This window comes from Clostridium sp. YIM B02500 (genome assembly GCF_022324665.1).
In the GTDB taxonomy this organism is placed as follows: Bacteria; Bacillota; Clostridia; order Clostridiales; family Clostridiaceae; genus Clostridium; species Clostridium beijerinckii.
Genome location: NZ_JAKGTE010000006.1, coordinates 154,017 through 176,758, shown reverse-complemented (window position 1 = coordinate 176,758; position 22,742 = coordinate 154,017). Strand labels below are relative to the sequence as shown.

General features: G+C 29.4%; 18 protein-coding genes. 3 read left to right on the top strand and 15 right to left on the bottom strand.

What is annotated here, in order from left to right:
• Positions 1 to 572: 572 nt before the first annotated feature.
• Complete coding sequence (idi, locus tag L1S46_RS07175) at positions 573 to 1,088, bottom strand: isopentenyl-diphosphate Delta-isomerase (RefSeq protein ID WP_238899643.1); 516 nt, start codon at positions 1,086 to 1,088, stop codon at positions 573 to 575.
• 298 nt (positions 1,089 to 1,386) lie between these two features.
• Positions 1,387 to 1,740 carry a helix-turn-helix domain-containing protein gene (locus L1S46_RS07170; protein WP_238899642.1) on the bottom strand — a complete coding sequence of 118 codons (354 nt, stop codon included), beginning with the start codon at positions 1,738 to 1,740 and terminating at the stop codon, positions 1,387 to 1,389.
• Positions 1,741 to 1,903: 163 nt separating this feature from the next.
• Here L1S46_RS07170 and L1S46_RS07165 point away from each other — a divergent pair, with 163 nt between their 5' ends.
• Positions 1,904 to 2,458 carry a nitroreductase family protein gene (locus L1S46_RS07165; RefSeq protein ID WP_238899641.1) on the top strand — a complete coding sequence of 185 codons (555 nt, stop codon included), beginning with the start codon at positions 1,904 to 1,906 and terminating at the stop codon, positions 2,456 to 2,458.
• A 527-nt stretch (positions 2,459 to 2,985) separates the two neighbouring features.
• Here L1S46_RS07165 and L1S46_RS07160 read toward each other — a convergent pair.
• The 7 genes from L1S46_RS07160 to L1S46_RS07130 all read right to left on the bottom strand — a co-directional run bounded on the left by L1S46_RS07160 (position 2,986) and on the right by L1S46_RS07130 (position 10,284).
• A complete protein-coding gene (locus L1S46_RS07160; protein WP_238899640.1) occupies positions 2,986 to 3,555 on the bottom strand; it encodes an alpha/beta fold hydrolase in 570 nt (189 codons plus the stop codon).
• A 38-nt stretch (positions 3,556 to 3,593) separates the two neighbouring features.
• Complete coding sequence (locus tag L1S46_RS07155; protein ID WP_238899639.1) at positions 3,594 to 4,115, bottom strand: cysteine hydrolase family protein; 522 nt, start codon at positions 4,113 to 4,115, stop codon at positions 3,594 to 3,596.
• Positions 4,116 to 4,138: 23 nt separating this feature from the next.
• Positions 4,139 to 4,399, bottom strand: coding sequence for a TfoX/Sxy family protein (locus L1S46_RS07150; protein WP_238899638.1), 261 nt, complete (start codon positions 4,397 to 4,399; stop codon positions 4,139 to 4,141).
• A 682-nt stretch (positions 4,400 to 5,081) separates the two neighbouring features.
• On the bottom strand, positions 5,082 to 6,833 hold the full coding sequence (locus L1S46_RS07145; RefSeq protein ID WP_238899637.1) for an ABC transporter ATP-binding protein: 1,752 nt from the start codon (positions 6,831 to 6,833) through the stop codon (positions 5,082 to 5,084).
• Positions 6,830 to 8,680, bottom strand: a complete 1,851-nt coding sequence (locus tag L1S46_RS07140; protein ID WP_238899636.1) for an ABC transporter ATP-binding protein — start codon at positions 8,678 to 8,680, stop codon at positions 6,830 to 6,832. Before L1S46_RS07140 ends, L1S46_RS07145 begins: the two co-directional genes overlap by 4 nt.
• A gap of 138 nt (positions 8,681 to 8,818) precedes the next feature.
• Entirely contained in the window at positions 8,819 to 9,769 is a 951-nt protein-coding gene (locus L1S46_RS07135; RefSeq protein WP_238899635.1) for an AraC family transcriptional regulator, read from the bottom strand.
• Between the two features lie 215 nt (positions 9,770 to 9,984).
• A complete protein-coding gene (locus L1S46_RS07130; protein WP_038457681.1) occupies positions 9,985 to 10,284 on the bottom strand; it encodes a DUF2325 domain-containing protein in 300 nt (99 codons plus the stop codon).
• 569 nt (positions 10,285 to 10,853) lie between these two features.
• Between L1S46_RS07130 and L1S46_RS07125 the strand changes: the two genes are divergently transcribed.
• Positions 10,854 to 11,222, top strand: a complete 369-nt coding sequence (locus L1S46_RS07125; RefSeq protein ID WP_238899634.1) for a metal-dependent transcriptional regulator — start codon at positions 10,854 to 10,856, stop codon at positions 11,220 to 11,222.
• Between the two features lie 64 nt (positions 11,223 to 11,286).
• On the opposite strand, the gene L1S46_RS07120 is transcribed toward L1S46_RS07125, so the two are convergent.
• The 3 genes from L1S46_RS07120 to hisS all read right to left on the bottom strand — a co-directional run bounded on the left by L1S46_RS07120 (position 11,287) and on the right by hisS (position 15,718).
• Positions 11,287 to 12,765: an Lsa family ABC-F type ribosomal protection protein gene (locus tag L1S46_RS07120; protein WP_238899633.1), complete on the bottom strand. Its 1,479-nt coding sequence runs from the start codon at positions 12,763 to 12,765 to the stop codon at positions 11,287 to 11,289.
• A gap of 993 nt (positions 12,766 to 13,758) precedes the next feature.
• Entirely contained in the window at positions 13,759 to 13,914 is a 156-nt protein-coding gene (locus L1S46_RS07115; RefSeq protein WP_008425645.1) for a zinc-ribbon domain-containing protein, read from the bottom strand.
• Positions 13,915 to 14,422: 508 nt separating this feature from the next.
• Positions 14,423 to 15,718 carry a histidine--tRNA ligase gene (hisS, locus tag L1S46_RS07110; RefSeq protein WP_238899632.1) on the bottom strand — a complete coding sequence of 432 codons (1,296 nt, stop codon included), beginning with the start codon at positions 15,716 to 15,718 and terminating at the stop codon, positions 14,423 to 14,425.
• Positions 15,719 to 16,192: 474 nt separating this feature from the next.
• On the opposite strand from hisS, the gene L1S46_RS07105 reads away from it, so the two are divergent.
• A complete protein-coding gene (locus L1S46_RS07105) occupies positions 16,193 to 16,354 on the top strand; it encodes a hypothetical protein (protein WP_170816481.1) in 162 nt (53 codons plus the stop codon).
• Between the two features lie 398 nt (positions 16,355 to 16,752).
• On the opposite strand, the gene metH is transcribed toward L1S46_RS07105, so the two are convergent.
• The 3 genes from metH to L1S46_RS07090 all read right to left on the bottom strand — a co-directional run bounded on the left by metH (position 16,753) and on the right by L1S46_RS07090 (position 22,724).
• Positions 16,753 to 20,394, bottom strand: a complete 3,642-nt coding sequence (metH, locus tag L1S46_RS07100; RefSeq protein ID WP_238899631.1) for a methionine synthase — start codon at positions 20,392 to 20,394, stop codon at positions 16,753 to 16,755.
• A 393-nt stretch (positions 20,395 to 20,787) separates the two neighbouring features.
• Positions 20,788 to 22,194 (bottom strand): DUF4179 domain-containing protein, encoded by a 1,407-nt coding sequence (locus tag L1S46_RS07095; protein WP_238899630.1) that lies wholly within the window; start codon positions 22,192 to 22,194, stop codon positions 20,788 to 20,790.
• A complete protein-coding gene (locus L1S46_RS07090; RefSeq protein WP_017213135.1) occupies positions 22,191 to 22,724 on the bottom strand; it encodes a sigma-70 family RNA polymerase sigma factor in 534 nt (177 codons plus the stop codon). Before L1S46_RS07090 ends, L1S46_RS07095 begins: the two co-directional genes overlap by 4 nt.
• Positions 22,725 to 22,742: the final 18 nt, after the last annotated feature.

Here is a 22,742-nt window from a genome sequence, read left to right as displayed (position 1 = left end):
TGGCATTAATATATTAACCATTATGACAAATTATAATCTATTAAAATACTAGCAAAAATAGTACTGATAGCTTGTATTAAATATTTTTCCCTATTGAAGAATTATATTGATATTTATAACTTAGCCTTATGCAATAATCCACCGAAATCATAAATATTTTGATTCCGAAAAGCTATAAAAATATCGCTAAAATGCTAAATTGCAGGTTGCACCACTAATGCTTACTCCCATTTTCATTGTGACAAGCATTAGTGTAACAATCTACAATATATATCCAATATATATAACAAAATCCATAAATAAGGTTCTCCTATTAACATATTTATATATATATGCTAACATAATATACGTTGTAGTATTAAATACTTTAATACAATATACTTTTGAGACACGACAATATTTGAGGCATAATAATGGAATTAAAACATAAAACAAATACCTATAAAACTTTATTTCATTGACATAGTTTTAGATTAAGACTTGTTGTTGAAGGTATTGGGATAGGTATTACTGCTGGCCTATTGATTGAAAAACAATTAATTTCCAAATCTTTATTTAGACGAAATTCTTACTTATTTAAATATTTTGTTTTCTGCCTTATTAACTAAATACTTGAACCAATAAGTGTATGCTTCTGGCCTTTCTATAATATCCTTCTTAACCTCATTAATATCAACCCACTTAAAATCATCTACTTCATCTTTGTTTACAATTATTTCTCCATCATATTTCCCAATGAATACATGATCATATTCATTTTCAAAAAGATTATCTTCAAGTTTTACTTTATAAATAAAACTAAATACTTCTTCAAGTTCACATGTAAAACCCATTTCTTCCTTAAGCCTTCTATAAATCGCATCATGTAAACTTTCACCGTATCTTGGATGACTACAGCACGTATTTGTCCAGAGACCAGGCGAATGATATTTTTCCAAATTTCTTTTCTGTAATAACAATTGTTTTTTAGAATTAAATACTAATATAGAAAAAGCTCTATGTAATGTTCCTTTACGGTGAGCCTCCATTTTTTCAATTGATCCTATTTCTTTATCAAACTCATCTACAGCTATTATATATTCTGCCATTTAATTTCCCCTTCCATTTAAACTAATATAATCAAAATTTACATCATTAAAATAATTGTATTCGCCATATAAGTAAAAAAATCGCAGGCGACTGTGGCGCTGAAGATTTTTTCACGCATCTGCCTTTTCGAACGCATGTGAGAAAAATTTGGTAGGCGAATATGATTTGTTTTTTTATTCTTTTATAGTAATTAACCCTAGTAAAATATACTACTATAAAGTTATCCACAGATTTAATTGCTTTATAATTTCCTAAAGAATAAAAAAATCATCTTCCATTAACCAATATATGAATTTGCTATAATAAGCTAACACTATTATCTTCATTTATTAATTTTTTATAGCCTTTTCCCCAGTCACACATTGCACTTAAAATAGGCGCCATGCTTTCTCCAATGCTTGTAAGTCCATATTCTACCCTTGGTGGTGATTCTGGATAAACTTCTCTGTAAATTATTCCATCTCTTTCTAATTCTCTTAACTGCATTGTCAGTGTTTTCTGAGTAATATTAGTTAATAACCGTTGTAATTCATTGAATCTAATAGTTCCTCTTGACAAATGCCAAAGAATTGCTATTTTCCACTTCCCTCTAAGTATATTTATAGTTAAATTCATCGGGCAATTCGATTCTAAATCAATTGATTTTGACATTAATTTATTCTCCTAACACATTTTTGTAACAATCTATCTTCTATTTAATTACCTTAATGGTATCATTTTTGATATCACATATCAAATTTGTGCGTACTTTTATGATAATTCTATTAATGCTATTATTTTATAAAACCAATAAGGAAGGAAGATATTATATGAAATGAATGAAGTTTTGAAAGCTATAAGAAATAGGAGAAGTGTAAGAACATATTTACCTACACAAATAAAACAAGAAGATTTAGATCTAATCATTGAATCTGGGATATATGCACCTTCTGGTCATAATGATCAGCCATGGCATTTTACTGTTATTCAAAACAAAGAAATATTAAAACATATCAATGATAAATCAAAAGAGTTAATGGCTCAATCAGAAATCAGTTGGATCAAAAATATGGTATCAAACCCCAAAGTAAATTTAATATACGATGCTCCAACCTTAATAATTGTATCTGGTAATAAAAGCGCACTTTCCCCAAAAGTTGATTGCTCCGCAGCAATACAAAATATGCTTTTAGCAGCAGAAAGCTTAAACATTGGTTCTGTTTGGATTGGCCTCATAACGTTTTTCTTAAAATTAGAAGATGAAGCAAAAAAACTCGGTATTCCAGAAGGATATGAAGCCTATTATGGTGTCGCTCTAGGATATAAGTCATTAAACAAAGAATTAATTGCTCCTAAGAGAAAATTAAATGTAGTGAATTATATACGATAATGGTTAAATGATTCCATAAATATCTGTAACTATAGATAACTCAACTAATACCTGAACTTATGCATATAACTCACCGAAATGAATAACATACTTTTATTCCAGTTTCTAGGTAATTGTGATGGGTGATTCTAAGGCTATAAAGTTGCACCCAAAGTGCTAGCCTCAAAGAACAAGCGCTCACAGAGAAAGTTCGAAGAACGAAATATAAAATTTCGATTCTCACTTTTTGAACTAGCACATTTGGAACAACTTATAGCCAAAGAATCACATCCATCAAAATTACCAATGAAACATTCCACAAAAGTATATTACTCATTTCTGATTGCGTTATCTATATATTTTTACATAAAAACCCATGCTAGAAATAATCCTAATATAGTCTGTTATTATTCAGAGAAATCTATTATTTCTTCAAATATTATCTTTCGCAATATCCTTAATCATAACATATTTTGTAAATCTTCTATTCTTCGATTATTGAACTATGAATATTTTATCTATTCCATTCACTCTAAATAACATATATTCTATGTGCCAATTAATTTCTTAATCTCACTTAACAAAACAGGAAATTTAGTATACCCATCACGCGCGATAAAATGCTTTCCTGATTCAAGAATAATAAGATTTGCGTCTAACTCTTCTGCTAGTTTTTGCGTTGCCTCTGTCGGCACAATGTCATCGTCTATTGCAGTAATAGCTATTCTCTTTGGAATTAGACTTTTTATTCTTGCAACATCAAGTAGACTATCTACAAATTCTTGAAGACCTTCTGTTTGTTCATCCATAGGATTTTTATTCATGAAACCTGAGATAAGTATTGCACCTTTTATTTTTATGTTTTTCTCTAGAATATAGCGCAGTGCTGTGATACATCCAAGGCTGTGACCAATTAATATCGTATTTTTATCAATATCCATAATACATTTATGAAGATGATTAATCCAAGGTTCAAGATGTGGATCTTCAGAATCAGGCATATCCGGAACATTAACCTTAATAGAGCTATCTTTAAACTGTTCTTTCAACCATGGAAACCACTCTGATTTACTTGAAGATGTATAACCATGGATAACATATATATTATTGGATTTCATTTTATAATTTCTCCTTGTAAAAAATATTTACACCTTATTTAACTCATTCTTCTAATAGCTTCATCAATTGAGATACATTCTGCATATCTTCCATTCCATATAAATTCATTGTGATATTTATAACTATTTTCTGCTGACATAAATTTATTATCAACTGTTGTATTTGCATAAGCAGGAACTATCATATTGAAGCCATGCTCAAATCCACATTTTATAGTTGCGTCAACACATAGATCTGTTTGAATTCCTACAATTATTATATCTTTTTCGTCTTTATCCATTAAATATTCTAATAAGCCTGTCCCTTTAAACGCGCTGTTTACTTTTTTATCAAATATCTTTTCGTCATTAACTGGTTGAAATTTTTCATATACTTCAAATCCGTCAGTTCCTTTTGTTAACTCGCTCCCAGGTCCATCATCATGACGTATATATATTATTTTAATATCGTTTTTCCTTGCTTCACTAATTATTTTCTCTACATTCGATACAAATGCATTAAAGTTATATAATTTATCATTTGTTATTAATTTTTGTGTATCTACAACTAATAAAACCATTTTTATTCTCCTTTTATAAGTAACTATTTTCCTTTATTCCAATTGTAAAAATCTTTTAGATCTTCTTTACGTTTCGTTGATAACTCTGTTTTCTTAATACCATGAATTGCACCTTCCAGTGCCAGCAATCTATGGATACATGCAGAAGGATCAATTTCTTGTATCTTAAGCCATGCCTGCTCTGCTCCAATTGCTTTTAATTCATCATAGGTAAATATCCCTACTTGATTCAATTGCCTTTCCACTTCTTTGCCGATATTAGGTAGATTTGATAATTCTCCCATGATAAAACTTCCTCTCAAATCTGATTAATAAAAATCAAATACATTTTAAAGAAACCTAGATAATTTTTTCTATTTTTAAGTATATCAAAAAGCTTAACATATTTCATCTGATTTTATAACCGGCCTAGCATATTTTTTGAATCTACTTTTTTGAACCATATGAGAAGAATTTTGAAGTCAAATATATTTTCTCTTGAGATGTAACCATCTAGTTCCTTCTTTTTCATAATTTATACTCGTTACAATATCTATTGATTTCACTTCAATATAGACTCCTAGAAAATAAAAAAGAAAGAGAATCTTACCTGTTACAGCTCGATTCCCCTTGATTACTTAAGTAAATTATTAATTTATCATATAGTCGAGAATATACATTCTAAAATTCTTAAGAATATATATTTTTTAGAATATTAGAATATTTATTCTTCAGAATATGCTCTATTTAACTATGTTCTGCAATGATTCTCATTAAATCTAATATTGACTCTAAAATTAAATCATCTAAAAATTATATTCCTTTTAAAAATACATTTGTCCTATGCTATATAGATAAACTAATCATGAACATATTTACAAAGTTGCTGAAACCTTAAGTTTGTATCTTCACTAGAAATCATAAATATATTTGTGATTTCGGTAAGCTACAACGGATATATATATAAATTACTACCTTAAAAGAATTTTATTTTATCTTCCACTTTGAACTTTCCTGCTGCAATTCTACCATCTTTGCATAAATTCTATTTTGTTTTAATAATTCTGATGGGGTTCCTTGCTCTGCTACATACCCATCGTTTAATACAACTATCTTATCTGCGCCTGATATTGTTCGCATTCTATGAGCAATAACAAGTACTGTTTTATCTTTAATAAGGTTTGAAAGTGCCTCTTGTATCTTTGTCTCATTTTCAACATCAAGAGATGCTGTTGCTTCATCTAATAAAATTACAGGAGCATTTTTTAACAAGGCTCTTGCAATAGAAATTCTTTGACGCTCTCCTCCTGATAAAGTTGAACCATTTTCTCCTATCACCGTATTATATCCATCTGGCATCCTTTTTATAAACTCATCACAGCATGCTGACTTAGCTGCCGCTATTACTTCTTTGTCTATTGCATTACGTTTCCCCAAACAAATATTATTCATAATTGTATCATTAAATAGTATTACATCTTGAAATACTATAGAATAATTTTTAAGAAGTACTTCTGGATCCACAGAATTTATATTTACTCCCCCAAGAGTTATGCTTCCTTCATTAACATCCCAAAATCTTGCTGCTAACTTTGCTACTGTACTTTTTCCGCCTCCTGATAAACCTACTAAAGCAGTTATTTGTCCCTGCTTCGCAGTAAAAGATACGTCTTTTAAAACTTTTTCGTTATTTTTCTTATCATACGAAAATGCTACATGATTGAAAATTATATCATATCCATTTGTTTTGTATATCTCTGATCCAAGTTGAACTGGATGATCTTGCATCTTCTTCATTCTTTCTATTTTAAGGCTTGATGAAAATATATCTGCAAGATTCATTAATGAATCACAAATTGGGTCATAAAATCTTGAAGCTGCAATCAAAAATACTAAATATATAAATAAATCCGTCTTTCCTTTTGCAAGAAGAGTTCCACCTATTAAAATCACTGTGGCAAAGCCAACTTTTAGAAGCATCTGTCCGCTAACTACCATAATTCCTGTAGTAAGCTCATTTCTAACTTGTATCTTTTCAGCATTATCTATAATATCATCTAACTTTAAAAGATATTCTTTTTCTTGATTATAAGCTTTTAAATCCTTTATAGTCTCTAGACATTCCTGTATTCCATCAGCCACTTTTCGTTTCGCAGCGATGTTTTTTATGCTAAATTTATTTTGCAGTTTCTTAGAGCAAATGACGATTAAAAACGATATAGGAGCTACCCACAAAAGTGCAATTCCAATACGCCAATCAAAAATCAACATTCCAATTCCAACAAGTATTGTAGATACAATAGCACCAATAAACTGCGGTATTGCATGCGAAAATACATGTTCTAAATCTGTACAATCTACCATAATCGAATTTGTTAAATCAGATAAGTCCCTCATTCCAAAAAAAGATAAAGGAAGCTTTCTTAGTCTTTCAGCTAAGTTTATTCTTCTGTTAGCACTTTCACCATAAACTGCAATAAATGAAGATTTGTATTGCATCCAATTTACAGCAAACAATATAACTAATGTTATAAGAATCATTATAATATATTTGGACAGTTGTAAATTACTGTTTATACCATCTGTAATTGGAGCTAACATATCTCTAATAACCATAACAACTAACCCCACTGGAATCATTAAAGCAATATCTGCCAGTGTACTAAAAAGTATTCCTTGTAGCAAATCTTTTGCACCTTGCTTAGTCAATGCAAATTTATCACATAGCATATTAATCATATAAGAACCTCCTTGTCATTACCTTTACCTAACCTCTTACTTTTCTTGAAATAGCTATCGTTAATCTCATCTAATTTCTTTGTTACCTTCCATGAAATAGATCTGCAGTACTCATTCCACATATGAGCATATATGCCGTCCTCTTTTAATAATTCTTCATGCTTTCCTTGTTCTTTTATCCTTCCACCTGACATAACTAAGATTTTATCCGCTCCACATATAGTAGATAATCTATGAGCTATCATAAGCACTGTTTTTCCTTTAGTAAGTTTTTCGAAAGCCTTTTGTATTTGACTCTCATTCTCAGGATCTGCAAATGCTGTTGCCTCGTCTAATATTACAATCGGTGAATCTTTTAATATAGCCCTAGCCAAAGCTATTCTCTGACACTCTCCACCAGATAAATATATTCCTTTTCCACCAATTACCGTATTAATGCCTTCTGGAAACTTTTCTATAATATCTGCGCATTGTGCTTCTCTAACTGCTTCAAGTACCTCATCCATTGTTGCTTTTGGTTTTGCTATTCTAATATTTTCTAAGATACTTGTTTTTAAGAGCCTTGTATTTTGAAATACGAAGGAAACTTTGTCCATTAAATCCTTTTTTAAAACATCCCGAACATCAACACCATCTATTTTAACATTCCCCTTATTAACATCGAAAAATCGTGGTATTAAGCCTGCTACCGTACTTTTTCCACTACCAGATGGCCCTACTAATGCTATAGTTTCACCTTCATTAATAGAAAAACTTATATCATCTACTGTAGGCGACGTATTTCCTGGATAAGTGAACGTAACATGTTCAAAAGAAACTCTTCTTCCATTTATTTTTTGTGGATCTTCTGGCTCTTTTAAAGGCTTTTCATCCAAAATAGCATCAATCCTTTTAACTGCCTCCTTAGCCACCATGATGTTTTCCATTATCTTCATTATCTTAGTTAACATATTAACACTTACTGGTGTAAATAATACATAAAATATAAAATCAAGTAAAAAACCTTTATAATCTGATGTATTTTTAATAACGAGAATGCCAACTGGTATCAAAAATGCGAAAGCCCCATTGACAGCTACTGTGAAGATAGTCATAGGAATCTGACACTCAGCAGCATAACTAGATGCAAATTTACTATATTTATTAATTGAATCGTGGAAACTCTTAAAAGAAAATACAGTTTGTTGAAATACTTTTACTACTGGAATTCCTCTGATATATTCCACAGCTTCATTGGACATTTCTTCAAGAGCATTTTGATATTTTTTTATAGAATCTGCTTTCTCTCCCCCCATCAATTTTTTCAAGCAAAGAACACCTATTACTGTAGGAATTAGGCACACTGCTCCAAGTCTCCAATCAAAAATAAACAGTAAAACAAATATTGCAATTGGTGATACTATCGCTCCTGCTAAATCTGGAAGCTGATGCGCTAAAAATGTCTCTGTTAAACCTGCATTATCATCAATAACCTTTCGGAGCTTCCCAGTATTGTTGCTTGAAAAAAATCCCAATGGAAGTTTTACTATATGATGAATAGCCTTAATTCTCATGTTTCTTGCAATCCTAAATGCAGAAACATGTGAACACATAAGTGCTATAAAATATATAATCATGCTTATTACAGACAGCAATACAGCGCGCCATCCATAAAATGAAAGTTCATTAACATTAGGTGCTTTTGGAAGTGACGTAATAATCTCTCTTGCTACAAACCATAAGCAGATAAATGGTCCTAATGCTAAAACAGCACTTATAGCTGACAGAATAAATGCCAGCAAAGTTAAAAACTTATGCCTTCCAGCGAACTCCATCATTCTTGAAAGTCCTTCTTTCTTTTTACTCATTTAAATTCCTCTTTTCTACTATATAATTTCTTCAAAGTAATATGATTATAATACGTACCATTTTACAATTTAACGTAGATTAACACTCATTTATAAATTAATAATTTAGATTATTATTGGGGTAGATACCATTTAGATTCATAAAGTTAAATTTTCAAACGTAGTCATATCTCCTTTTCTATATTCTGTTGGATTCACCCCAATTGCTTCCTTAAAAGCTGCTGCAAATTTGCTTTGGTTTTCATATCCAACTGTCACTGATATATTCATAACAGTTTCATCAGTTTTTCTAAGCAAAGATGCAGCATATTCTATTCGATAGTCCTTTATATATTTTGCGATACTTTTACCATAAATTGCTTTAAAGCAACTGCTAAGCCCTGATTGACTTATATTATATTTTTCTGCTATCTGCTTAAGTGTAATATTATTAGACAGGTTTTTAACAAGCTCATCATGAACATTTTTAGCAGTTTCAGTTTGCGCTTTCAAATAGTATTTATTTTTAGCTTCATTTTCATTGGCACAAGTTTCATTTAAAAGCAAAATAAGTTCTAACACTTTAATCTTTAAATAACTTTCTATAACTGCTTCTGGCAAATCAGGCAAACTAAATAAATCAAGAAAAATTCTTTCTATCTTTCCCCCTACCCAATTAATGCAGTTTCCAACTTTTACGAAATATTTTTCTGAGGGAAACAACCTCTTCTGAAAAGCATTTATGTCAATCAAGGCGTCTTTTAAAATTTCAGGTAAACACTTAGAAATTTCATCAATATAAATGTATATGGAAATTCCTTTATACTCTGCGACTGGAAATGTATTAACAGGAGGATATTTTCCCATAAGCCCTGCATACAAATCTCCACTTCCCATATATACACATACGCCTCCCTCAAATTCACACTGAATACGTCCTTCATGGCAATATCCGATTTCAATCATTTCCCCACTTATTTTTGGCATGACTTGTTCATTTGCGAATAATGATAACTCTTTACACTTAAACTCTTCATAGTTAAGTACAATTCCAGGAAATATTTCATGCATGCAAATACTACCACACCCTGGGATATCTATTCTCTCCAAACTAATTCACCTCTTATATTTATAATTTAAACACTCCAGCTAAGTTAGTCTTAACTAACTATACTGAATTATACTATATTCCATTTTTTTCTTACAAGCCCAAAACATTATCTTTAGCTCCAAAACATAATCCAATTTTATAAAAAAGAAATATTGTACGGCTACTTAAAATAGTTGTACAATATTTCTGAATTCCTTTAAATAAATTTTAAACTTTAATTATTACTATTAATATTAGAACACTTGTATTCTAGTATTTTTTTTAGCGCAGTTCCACTGCTCTGATGACATCGTATTAATTCAGCTTCATTTGTATCATTATTAGATAACACGCATTGTATCATTTTATGCGATACAGTATTTGTAAACAATACAAGCAAGTCAGGCTTTCCAATTTGCTTTTTCAAATTACCTTGCATTTGAGTAAAAACCTTTGCTTTACAATTATAATTCTTACATATTTTTTTGTATTCACAAACCATTCGATCATGACCACCAATTATAACAATACTCATTTCTATCTTCACCTCTCCTATCTAACTATATAATAATATTTTTAAGTTAATTTACTTTTCGGCAATTCGCCAATATAATTTACTTTAACTATTATGTTTTATCTATAAATATTAAAAATTTTTAATTTCATCTTTTTTATTGTTACCTAATATTCTATTCAGAGTTAGTCTTAACTAACTCAATATTATATTTATATAGTGCCCCTATTTCACAATAACATGTATGATAAAATCATCACAAAAATTCAAAACAATTGAACTATTGGATAATAAAACAGTATCAGTTAGTCTCAACTAACTGATACTAGTTTAATATATTCTAGTAAGATTGTCCAGTGCATTAATGACTTTTCTCATAAAATCACAGATAGAATGTATACTGTGACTCCTATGATATCTTAAGTCTGCTGTCTTTTCTAAAAGTACCTTTATATTTTATATTCTCATCACAATGATTTTCATATATACTATTCTTCCTCTAAATTTGATGTTAAATATACATTATGATATACTTACTTCATTAAAATTTAAATTTCATTACATAGATTTTATTGAAAGAGGGTCTTTATATGGCTATAAATGAATCAGTCGAAAACTATTTAGAAACAATTTTAATTTTAAGCCAAAAATCACATGCAGTTCGTTCTATTGATGTTGCTACAGAGCTTAATTTTAAAAAATCCAGTGTAAGCGTTGCTATGAAAAATCTTCGCGAAAAAGAATATATATCTATAACAGATGATGGAAATATAGTTCTCACTGGCGCAGGTAAAGAAATAGCAAATATGGTCTATGAAAAGCACACTTTTCTTTCTAACTGGTTAAAATCTATTGGTGTAGATGAGAAAGTTGCTGTTGAAGATGCCTGCAGAATTGAACATGTTATAAGCAACGAGAGTTTTGAAGCTATGAAGAAATATGTAAATAAAAATACTTAAATAATAGATAACCAAAAAGTGGAGAGCCCTTGCTCCCCACTTTAATAAGTTTAAATTGATTTAACTAAAGCTCCACAATCTTTGTTGCAACATTTTTGCAAAACTCACTGTCATGTTCTACAAAAAGTAGTGTTGGTGAATATTCAAGCAACAACTCTTCTATCTGCATACGAGAAATAACGTCAATGAAATTAAGGGGTTCATCCCAAATATACAAGTGAGCTTTTTCACAAAGACTTTTTGCAATCAGTACTTTTTTCTTTTGCCCACCACTAAAGGATGATATATCCTTCTCAAATTGCTCTCTTGAAAAATCGAGTTTTCTCAAAATTGCTTTAAAAAGGCTTTCATCAATGCTGTTTTCAAGAGCATAGTTAGTCAAGTTTCCCTTAAGATAAGAAGTATCCTGTGACACGTATGATATTTTTAGTCCGCTGCCTTTTCTAAAGGTACCTGTATATTTTATATTCTCATCACAAATAAGCTTGATAATGCTTGATTTTCCACTTCCATTTTTACCTTTAAGTGATATTCTTTCACCTTGTTCAATACTAAAATTGACATCTTTACAAACCATTGTATCTTCATAAAATATCGACACATTTTCGAGTTCCAAAAGCTTATTTTTATGATAAGCAAGCTGAGAGATCTTCAAGCTATCTGAGCTTTCAATGTTTTTTAAAAGCTTAGATTTTTCTTCAATTGAAGATTCTCGTCTACTTTCAATTGATTTGGAACGCTTCATCATTTTAGCAGATTTATGACCAACATAGCCTTTATCAAGCTTAGAGCCAGAGTTAGTTGTTCCTTTTTTCGATTTCTCCACTTCATTTGACCAGCTACTAGTTCGCTTAGCAGATTCCGATAAACGATTAATGTCTTTTCTAAGTTTTTCGTTTTCTGCTAACTCATATCCATCCTGTCTCTTTTTATTCTCCCACCAACTTGAGAAATCACCTTTCTGTATTTCTATATTGGTCTTATTTATTGAAAGAACATGGTCTATACAATTATCTAAAAAGGCCCTATCATGTGAAATTAAAATAAATCCTTTCTTTTTTCTTAAATAATTACTAAGTTTTTTTCTAGCCTCAGCATCCAAATGATTTGTAGGTTCATCAATAAGCAAAAAGGAATTTTCCTTCAAAAACATAGCAGCTAACAATGCCTTGGTCTGCTCTCCTTTTGATAAAGTATAAAATTGTCTATATAGAATATCATCATCTATATCTAACATGGATAATTCTTTCACTATTTCCCAATCCATTGAATTTGGGCTAATTTCCTTTATAACATCTATTGTAAAATTTTCTTGTTCTTCTACCTCATACGGAAAGTATTCAAAATTTACGTTGTTTGAAATATTTCCAGTATATTCGTATTTTCCAAGTAAAAGATTCAAAAAAGTAGTCTTTCCTCGTCCATTCCTTCCCGTAAATCCCAATTTCCAATCAGTATCAATTTGGAAACTAACATTTTCAAAAATAGTATCGTAATTCCCATCATAAGAGAAGGTAAGGTTTGTAACATTTATTAAAGACATTCATTTGTCCTCCTTTGTAATTAGTTTATTATTAATCTAAAATAACAAAGTCGGAAAATTAGGCGACTGCTTCTACTTCATATAAATATAAACGTCGCTTGAAGTATCCGGCTTTATATGAAGATTGTCATGTGTTAGATTTGTATCTTTATTTTCCATGATACTTTTCACCTCCTTATAATTATAATTTAGAAAAAAATAAGAGCTGCAAGAAATTATTATTCTTACAGCTCATAAATACACATAGTTTAGCTAATTTATATAGCATAACATAAAATATATATTAAGAGAAAATAGAATAACTTTCTTGCATAGGTACAACAAAATAAACAGAGTCCACTCATTCACTCCTCTATTATATTGCACTTTAAAAATTAGCAAGAAAATTTAATCATCATTTCACCTCAAATTTCAAATTTAATGATATTGTACCACCATAAATAAAAAAAATCAACATAAGATATTCCTACGTTGATTTTTTATAAGTTCAAGAATTTCTCAAAATATAAAATAGATTCTTTGCTCTATTATTGGTTTGGTATTAACTAATTTTTTGGAAAGCAGCTTTTAGGGATTAACCACTCAAGAACCCTCACATTATAAAAACCTCTATAGCAAAAATTTATTTACTATAAAATCTAAAATGTAGCAATTATCGTATCATTTTTCTCACCTGTTTTTTTATATATTTTAATATTTTCAGACTATAGAACAAAATCGCAGACTACTTTGGATCTGGAGATTTATTACATATCAACCTCTGATAGGCGAATACATTTTCTTTTTTATTCTCCTCTAAAACATGATCTTCTAAATCAGCCTTTTCCATAATTTATACCCACAGAGGGTACAATACCACTGATTTAATTGTAATTTCCTGCGAAAATAAAACTATTTTCATTATACTTTGCGAATACTTTTGTGTTTACGCACACCTCTAAAGAATCAAAAAAGAGTTATAAGAAAATCTTATAACTCCTAAAATAATCAAAACTATCTTCTATTATTTTGTTGCTTTCTAGCTCTTCTACAATCAGGACATCTAACTGGTTCGTTGTCAAATCCTTTTTCTTTGTAGAATTCTTGTTCTCCAGTTGTGAAAACAAATTCATTTCCACAATCTTTACATACTAAAGTTTTATCTTGCATATTCAATTCCTCCTTCTAAAATTAAAGATTAATATCGATTCATATAATTCTCTAAAAGGAGAAATCCATACTATCTATAAAAAACCTTTTTCTTTTTCTTACAAAATTTATTATAACAGCTTTTATTTTAAATAGCAACCTTTTATTTCATTAATTGCTTAATTTTTTATATCTGTAATTTATGAATGGTTAAATTATAAAAAAAGATTGTAAGATAACTCTTAATATAAACATCAAAACTAGCACTTTAAACATTCATAAATCTACTGTAGTATACACTACATTTCAGCTAAAGTATAGTGTTTTTATATGGAAATATAGATATCCAACTTTAAAACTAGATTTATGTGTGGAAAAACCGAAATTAGATACAAATAATAAAGTATAAGTATATCTTTTAAGTTGGATATCTATACCATGAAAAATATAATTTGTTTTCTTAATATAGAGAATCCTAAATTTCAATATACTCAAATTAATTTCTATAAATAAACACTAATCCCAAACTTTAAATTTCTTCGATACTAATCACTTTTTCTTCACTGCTAATCATATCTTTAATTTTAACTTGTTTGCTTATTACTTCATCTTCACCTATTAATATCACTTTCTGTATCCCCAATTTATTTGCATAGTTAAGTTTTTTCTTTAATTTATCATCTTCAAGATATATTTCTACATATTTTTCTTTATCAATTAATTTTTTATATATCTCAGTGCAATATTCAAGCGTATCACCAATCGGTATTATTAAATATTCCATTGATTTTTCTAACTTGTAGCTATTAAGAAATCCTATTTCTTTTAATACAAAAAATAATCTCGTAAGACCGATGGATATACCTACTCCAGGTAATACTTTATCTGTGTAATTTTGTGCTAAGTTATCATATCTTCCACCTGAACATATAGATCCATATTTTTCATTTTCCATTAAAAATGTTTCAAATACTGTCCCTGTATAATAATCTAGCCCTCTTATTATTTTTAAGTTAATTGCATATTCATTATCTTCTACGCCAAAAATCTTCAGCATTTTTTTAACTGCTTCAAGTTCTTCTAAACCCTTTTTAAACTCCTCTGTATTGAAATTTAAATTCTTTAGTTGATTTAATATATTTTCATTACTTCCATCTAAATTTATGATTTTATTAATAATATCTGCTTTTTCTATTCCAATTAATTCATTTAATGATTCCTTAAACTCCTCATCTCCTATTTTATCGTATTTATCAATTAATATTAGAACTTCAGTTGCATTAACAATCTCTAAATCCTTTAAAACAGCTGATAATATCTTTCTATTGCTTATTTGAAATTTATATTTTTTTAAACCGATAGCCTTAAATCCTTTAGAAACCATACTGATTACAAATGCATCATTATTAATACTAAGCTTGTTATTACCTATGATATCAATGTCACATTGATAAAATTCCCTATATCTTCCTCTCTGATTTCTTTCACCTCTATATACCTTTCCAATTTGATATCTTTTAAATGGGAAGCTTAATTCATTAAAATACTGTGCTGAAAATCTTGCAAACGGCACTGTCAAATCAAATCTCAAAGATAAATCATTACTTCCCTTATTGAATCTATAAACTTGTTTTTCTGTCTCTCCTGCACTTTTAGCTAATAATACTTCGGACTTTTCAATGACTGGAGTATCAATTTCCAAAAATCCATTTTCTTCATATACTTTAGTTATTTTTCTTACTATGTCTTTAAATATTTGTTGCTCCTTGGGCAATAGTTCCATAAATCCTGGTAATATACTTGGTTGTATTTTATTATTCTTCATAATCTTAATCTCCTTTTAATAATTAATTTTTATATTTGATAAATGAATTGTTTTATATTTTGCTTTAAATGACAAAAAGCCATGCAGGCATATATCCTACATGGCTTAACAAATTATTACTGACATTTAATTTATCATCACCAGCAGATACAAGCCTACGAATTATAGACTTGTATCTGCCTATTTAACAGACCAAGTCTTACTGGTGATGATGTATGAAATTTATTTTTTTCATATTAAATGCTTTCATAATATTTTCTCCTAAATTTTAATTTCTATCATTATACAATATGCTAATCTTATTTTCAATAGTAATTTCACCGTTTCCAACTGATTTATAATACTATAATAATCATTCAAAGTGATAAACTTCCTGTCATAAACTAAAGAAATCAAGACAAAATATATTTGTTAGCTAAATTAAGTCTATCAAAATTTTACTAGTTTATAAAAAGTGAAAGGGGAACATAAATTATGGTTAGAAATGCATACGACGTTAAGGGTCTAAAGATACTAAATTCAGATGATTCAGTACAAAATTCTGTTAGTAGCGTTTACTCTGGTAGTGCTAAAAAGTCTGCTTCTAAAAAAGGCAATATAACAAGTTCTTCAGATTCATCAGATAGTTCAAAGTAAAACTAATTGTATTAAGGTGCAAGCATATACTAATTCAAATAAAATTCCAATCGATAAAAATACCCCATATAAACTTCATTAAGATAAGATATAATTTATCAAATGAAGTTTCTATGGGTTATATATAATGTGAGTTAAATATGCTTACTGAATAAGCTTTTGGTCATATAGTAAAATAAGTTAAAAAACTTTACTTTCAGATTTATAATCACTTGCAGCCATATGATAATATTTACTTCCTGTAGAATTTTAAAATAAGTTATACTTATGCACATGTTGGAAAAAGCAGTTTAACATGTCATCCCATACTGACACACTAAACTGCTGTTATAAAATAAAAATCTACATAATTATATTTTTAAATTAAAATATATCCTGTCTTTTACTAAGAAGAACCCCTAATCTATAATTGTATACATAAGCTTTTTAAGCTCACCTTTATCTCTGCCATTCCTTTGAGCATAATCGTTAAACTGATCCTGATCTATTTTATTAATGTCAAAGTACTTGGCATCTTTATTTCCAAAGTAAAGACCACAGGTACTTGCCGTAGGTGACATCATATAACTTTCAGTAAGTTTTACATTAAGTTCTCCTTCTTTATCAAGTAAGTTAAATAATTTAACTTTTTCTGAATGATCTCTAAGTGAAGGATAGCCAATTGCAGGTCTTATTCCTCTATACTTACATTTAAATATTTCTTCGATGGATAAATTCTCATCTGGCGAATATGCCCAATATTCTTTTCTCACTTTTTCATGAACATATTCTGCAAAGGCTTCTGCAAGCCTATCTGCAAGTAAAATAACCATTGTTGCACCATAATCATCACCAGAGGCTTTAAGCTTATCTGCGTATTCTTTTGCGCCTATTCCTCCTGTTGTTATGAAAGCACCTATATAATCCTTTATTCCAGTATCTTTAGGAGCTATGAAATCAGATAAGCACATATATGTGTTATCTTTTTTCACTTCTTGCTGCCTTAAAAGATTAAAGTTAATCATTTCAGAATCATTATAGACTTCAATATTATCCCCTACAGAATTAGCTTCGAAGAGACCAAAGGCTGCATTTGCTTTTAAAATATTTTCACGCTCCATTTTATCAAGCATTTTTTCAGCATCAGCTAATAATTTCTTAGCCTCTTCACCGTATTTTGCATCTTCAAGGATTTGTGGATATGTCATTCCCATATCCCAAGCAATGAAGAAAAAGCTCCAATCTATATATTTTCTTAATTTCCCTATAGGAAAATCAATAAATTTCTTTATACCTAACATTTTAGGCTTCTCGATTTGCTCTTTATCCCATTCTTTCTTGAAATTATTTTCCTTTGCATAATCTAAAGTGACAAATTTTCTAGGTACTTTGTTAAATGTTTCTCTTAAAGTTTCATATTCTGATTCTATCTTATTAAGATATTCTGCTTTTTTATCCTTATTTAAAAGAAGTTTAGCAGCTTCAACAGCTTTTGACGCATCAGTTGTATGAATTACTCCACCAGAATACTTAGGTGCAATTTTAATTGCTGTATGAGCCTTTGATGTTGTAGCTCCGCCAACCATAAGTGGAATTTTAAATCCTTGCTTTTCCATCTCTTCTGCTACGTTTGCCATTTCCTCTAAAGATGGAGTTATAAGGCCGCTTAGAGCAACAATATCTGAATTTTCTTTCTTAGCTGTCTCTAAAATAACTTCAGTAGGAACCATTACTCCAAGATCAATAACTTCAAAGTTATTACAAGAAAGCACTACTGACACAATATTTTTACCTATATCGTGAACATCACCTTTTACAGTTGCAAAAACTACTTTTCCAGCACTAATGCTTCCACTGCTACTTTTTTCCTCTTCTAAATATGGTCTTAAAACTTCTACAGCCTTTTTCATAACTCTAGCACTTTTTACAACCTGAGGTAAGAACATCTTACCATCACCAAAAAGCTTACCTACTTCATTCATTCCATCCATAAGAGGTCCTTCTATTACTTCTAAGGACTTGCTATATTCTGTTCTTACCTCTTCTACATCTTCTTTAATATATTTGTCTATGCCTTTTACTAAAGCAGTTTTTAATCTCTCTTTGACATTGTCATTTCTCCAGGCTTCCTTGTTTTCTTCTAACTTATTGTCTATCTTATTGAAGTTAGATGCAAATTCTAAAAGTTCATCTGCTGCATTTTCACTTTTATTGAAAATAACTGCTTCCACTTTTTCAAGTAAGCCTTTATCAATTTCATCATAAATTTGTATCATTCCAGGGTTTACGATCCCCATATCCATACCATTCTTTATGGCATGATATAAAAATACTGAATGCATAGCTTCTCTTATTACATTGTTACCTCTAAATGCAAATGAAAGATTACTTACACCACCGCTTACTTTTGCATAAGGTAAATTTTCTTTTATCCATTTAGTTGCATTAATAAAATCTACCGCATAATTATTATGCTCTTCTATTCCTGTAGCAATTGTTAAGATATTAGGGTCAAATACTATATTTTCTGGAGGGAAATTAACTTCATTTACTAAAATATCATAAGCTCTTTTACAAATACTTATCTTCTTTTCATAGGAATCTGCCTGCCCATTTTCATCAAAAGCCATAACTACAACAGCTGCTCCAAAATCTCTTATAATAGACGCCTGTCTCTTAAATTCTTCTTCCCCTACCTTAAGGCTTATGGAATTTACTATTGGCTTTCCTTGAATGGCTTTAAGTCCAGTTACAAGAACCTCAAACTTAGAAGAATCTATCATTACTGGAACTTTAGAAATTTCAGGTTCGCTTGCTAAAAGCTTTAAGAATTTATCCATCTCTTCTTTTGCATCTAAGAGAGCATCATCGAAGTTAATATCAACTATTTGCGCTCCATTTTCAACTTGATCTTTAGCTATAGATAAAGCTTCTTCATAATTCTTTTCTCTAATTAATCTTGCAAATTTTGCTGAACCTGCTACGTTTGTTCTTTCACCAATATTAATAAAGTTATTTTCCTTATTTGCTCTAAGAGCTTCTAAACCACAATAAACTGTTTCAGTTTCAATGTCTGGTATCTTTCTAGGTGAAATGTCTTTTATAGCTTCACTTACTGCTTTTATATGGTCTGGTGTTGTACCACAACATCCACCTACAATATTAAGGCATCCGTCCTCTGCTAAACTTTTTATTAAAGCTGCAGTTTCTTCTGGCTTTTCATCATATTCCCCAAAAGAATTTGGAAGTCCTGCATTAGGGTAAACACTTATGTATCTATTTTGAGTTTTTGAAAGATATTTTACAAATGGTATCAAATCTTTTGCTCCAAAAGAACAATTAAGACCTATTGCAATTATACTTTCATCTACCATAGTATTTGCAAAAGCTTCTAAAGTCTGACCTGAAAGAATTCTTCCACTTTTGTCTGCAATAGTACCAGATATTATTACAGGTAAGTCCTTGCCTTTTTCTAAAAATGCAGACTTTGCTCCCATAAGAGCAGCTCTTGCATTTAATGCATCAAAAATTGTTTCTATAAGAATTAAATCTACTCCTCCATCTATAAGCCCTAAAACTTGTTCTTTATAAGCTTCAACTAATTCATCAAAACTTATATTTCTATAACCTGGATTTTCAACATCAGGTGATAAAGATGCAGTTTTATTTGTAGGTCCAAGTGATCCTGCTACAAAACGCGGTTTATCTGGATTTTCTGCTGTAAATTTATCTGCAGCTTCTTTTGCAAGCTTTGCACCTTCAAAATTAAGTTCATATATTTTATCTTCCATTTCGTAGTCTTTTTGAGATATACTCGTACTATTAAATGTGTTAGTTTCAATTATATCTGCACCAGACTCCAAATAGGCTTCATGAATTTCTCTTATTATATTAGGATTAGTGAGATTTAAAATATCATTATTTCCCTTTTGATTACAAGAAATGTTTAGATTGCCCCTATAATCTTTTTCCTCTAATTTATAATTCTGAATACAAGTCCCCATAGCCCCATCTAGTACTAGTATTCTTTTTTCTAATAACTCTTTAATTTGTAAATTCATCAAGTTTCCTCCCCAAATTGTTTTATATAAAAAATCTAATAGGTTTTTATTAGTATCAAAAATTTATGTAATTTTCTTCTATACTTAAGTAAGCCCTAAAATACACACTAATAAAAATAAACCTATATTTTCTTATATCAATTTTAAATGATTTGCCATAAAGAGTCCAATTATTTTGATATTTTATTAAAATAAAATAAGTAATATCCACGGCAATCCTAAATCTCCTATCTCTAAAAAAATGAAGGTGCCTCTTCTATAAGCCTAAGAGACACCTTCAAAAATATAGTTTCAATTCACAATGCACATTTTACAATTCACTATTACAGCTAAAATTCTAGCAATATTTTTAGAATTATTATGAAGAATTATTTTCCCAATATATATAATCTACTATTTAATTTTTATTGTGAATTTTTCATCACCATAAACTTCGATAGATTTTGATTTATCTATGGTTTTAACAGAATAGTCCCCATCTTTAATTTCCTTATCACAAGTAATTGCATACTCATCAGTATCTGCATTATAAGTAGTAGCTTCTTTTTGTTCTTCAAAAATATAATCCTCATTAAATGAGATTATATTTTCACCAGTTTTATTATCTACTATTTCAATTGGTGCTGCATTGACTCCATATTTTGATTTATAATAAATCTTTGTTTTTCCATCTTCAGTATTTACTTTAGTAATAGTCATATATTCTTTTCCATCACTGGAATATAACTTTGTTTCTCCTTTTAAATTTAGTTTTTCAGTAATATTATTCTCAGTTTCATTGCTATCATTATTTTTATATTTCCATGGTATAAATGTCAGGTAATCAGTATCATCATAAATTTCTTTAAAACCATTACTGAAATACATTATATAATTTCCATCTTTATCTTTATCACCTACTGCTTCTTCTGACTTGTTTTTAATATATCTTCCTTTATTATCAAATACAGCAAAAGATAATCTATTAGCATTTTCTTCATCATCCATACGTGTTCCTTGTATCACTGTATTTAGTGGTGTTGTAATAATTTTGTTTATATGATATCCACTAACTATATTACTTAAATCTATATCACACTCCTTTTCATTCACTTTCCCATTAACCTTCTCACTACTTACAGGAATATTAAAGTTCCAAGTTCCTTTAATAGGATTCTCTAGTCCTATTTCATCTATATCTAAATTTAACACAAATTTATCCGGTATCTCTACATATCCACCCAAGAAATGTTTATTTTGAAACTCCTTAGGCATTGAATTATGTTTTAACACATTGTACTCTATAGAACCTACAAAGGTTTTATTATCATTCATAAACTTTCCTGTTCCACCTGCGCCAAAAGTCGTTTCTTTGCCATTTATTCTTAATTTTGCTCCTGGAAATCTTGGAGTATCTTGTATTTCCTCTTCACTTTCGATAGTATAAAATATTGATAATTGAACTTCATCGTAAACCACTTTATCAATAGTCATCTTTAAGCCGCTACTTTCCTTGGTTATGTTTAAATCTGAAGCATATTGATCATAATTTTCATAAGTTTTGTTGGTAAACATTTTAAATATATTTCCTATAATAGGAATATTGCTTGCATATGTTGGCATGGCCATTCCAAGTAATAGTGTTACCCCTATACAGCTTACCAATATGCAGCAAGCTTTCTTTATAGTAAATCTTTTCTTATTTATTTTGCTAAGTGTACTATCAATCTTTTTATTAATATCATTTGGTACATAATTAATTTCATCCTTTAGCTTTTTCCTTATTTTATCATCAAATAAATCATCATTTAATTCTATCATATCTCCACCTCGCCCATTATTTCTCTAAGTTTTGTTCTTGCCCTTGTGAGTCTAGATCTAACTGTTCCATCTGAAATTTTCAGCAATTTTGCAATATCTTTAGTACTCATATCCTCAAAATAAAATAGTACTGTTGTCACTCTTAACTCTTCGCTTAATGAATTTATAGCCTTTGTCAAATCAATATTTTCATAACTATCATTATAGATCTCTGTATCGCTATTTTCAGATAAATAAGTAACTCTCTTACCTTTTCTTAATATTTGTGTACATTCATTAATTAAAATTTTAATCAACCAAGTTCTAAAGTACTCATCTTGTTTCAGAGAATTTATCTTTTGAAATGATTTTATTATTGTATTTTGAATCGCATCTTCAATATCCACTGTATCCTTTAAAATCCCTCTGGCTACTCTGTAAATATTCAATCTATTTTCATCTATAAGAGCTAAAAAAGCTTCTTTGTCGCCTTTCTTCGCTTTAGATACTGTTGACTTTTTCCTATAATCAAAAAATGATATCAACTCCATCTTTTTCCTCCTTAATTT

Excerpts from the sequence above, each read along its gene's own strand:
- idi (WP_238899643.1), bottom strand. The coding sequence starts at position 1,088 with ATGGCAGAATATATAATAGCTGTAGATGAGTTTGATAAAGAAATAGGA.
- L1S46_RS07170 (WP_238899642.1), bottom strand. The coding sequence starts at position 1,740 with ATGTCAAAATCAATTGATTTAGAATCGAATTGCCCGATGAATTTAACT.
- L1S46_RS07165 (WP_238899641.1), top strand. The coding sequence starts at position 1,904 with ATGAATGAAGTTTTGAAAGCTATAAGAAATAGGAGAAGTGTAAGAACA.
- L1S46_RS07160 (WP_238899640.1), bottom strand. The coding sequence starts at position 3,555 with ATGAAATCCAATAATATATATGTTATCCATGGTTATACATCTTCAAGT.
- L1S46_RS07155 (WP_238899639.1), bottom strand. The coding sequence starts at position 4,115 with ATGGTTTTATTAGTTGTAGATACACAAAAATTAATAACAAATGATAAA.
- L1S46_RS07150 (WP_238899638.1), bottom strand. The coding sequence starts at position 4,399 with ATGGGAGAATTATCAAATCTACCTAATATCGGCAAAGAAGTGGAAAGG.
- L1S46_RS07145 (WP_238899637.1), bottom strand. The coding sequence starts at position 6,833 with ATGATTAATATGCTATGTGATAAATTTGCATTGACTAAGCAAGGTGCA.
- L1S46_RS07140 (WP_238899636.1), bottom strand. The coding sequence starts at position 8,680 with ATGAGTAAAAAGAAAGAAGGACTTTCAAGAATGATGGAGTTCGCTGGA.
- L1S46_RS07130 (WP_038457681.1), bottom strand. The coding sequence starts at position 10,284 with ATGAGTATTGTTATAATTGGTGGTCATGATCGAATGGTTTGTGAATAC.
- L1S46_RS07125 (WP_238899634.1), top strand. The coding sequence starts at position 10,854 with ATGGCTATAAATGAATCAGTCGAAAACTATTTAGAAACAATTTTAATT.
- L1S46_RS07120 (WP_238899633.1), bottom strand. The coding sequence starts at position 12,765 with ATGTCTTTAATAAATGTTACAAACCTTACCTTCTCTTATGATGGGAAT.
- L1S46_RS07115 (WP_008425645.1), bottom strand. The coding sequence starts at position 13,914 with ATGCAAGATAAAACTTTAGTATGTAAAGATTGTGGAAATGAATTTGTT.
- hisS (WP_238899632.1), bottom strand. The coding sequence starts at position 15,718 with ATGAAGAATAATAAAATACAACCAAGTATATTACCAGGATTTATGGAA.
- L1S46_RS07105 (WP_170816481.1), top strand. The coding sequence starts at position 16,193 with ATGGTTAGAAATGCATACGACGTTAAGGGTCTAAAGATACTAAATTCA.
- metH (WP_238899631.1), bottom strand. The coding sequence starts at position 20,394 with ATGAATTTACAAATTAAAGAGTTATTAGAAAAAAGAATACTAGTACTA.
- L1S46_RS07095 (WP_238899630.1), bottom strand. The coding sequence starts at position 22,194 with ATGATAGAATTAAATGATGATTTATTTGATGATAAAATAAGGAAAAAG.
- L1S46_RS07090 (WP_017213135.1), bottom strand. The coding sequence starts at position 22,724 with ATGGAGTTGATATCATTTTTTGATTATAGGAAAAAGTCAACAGTATCT.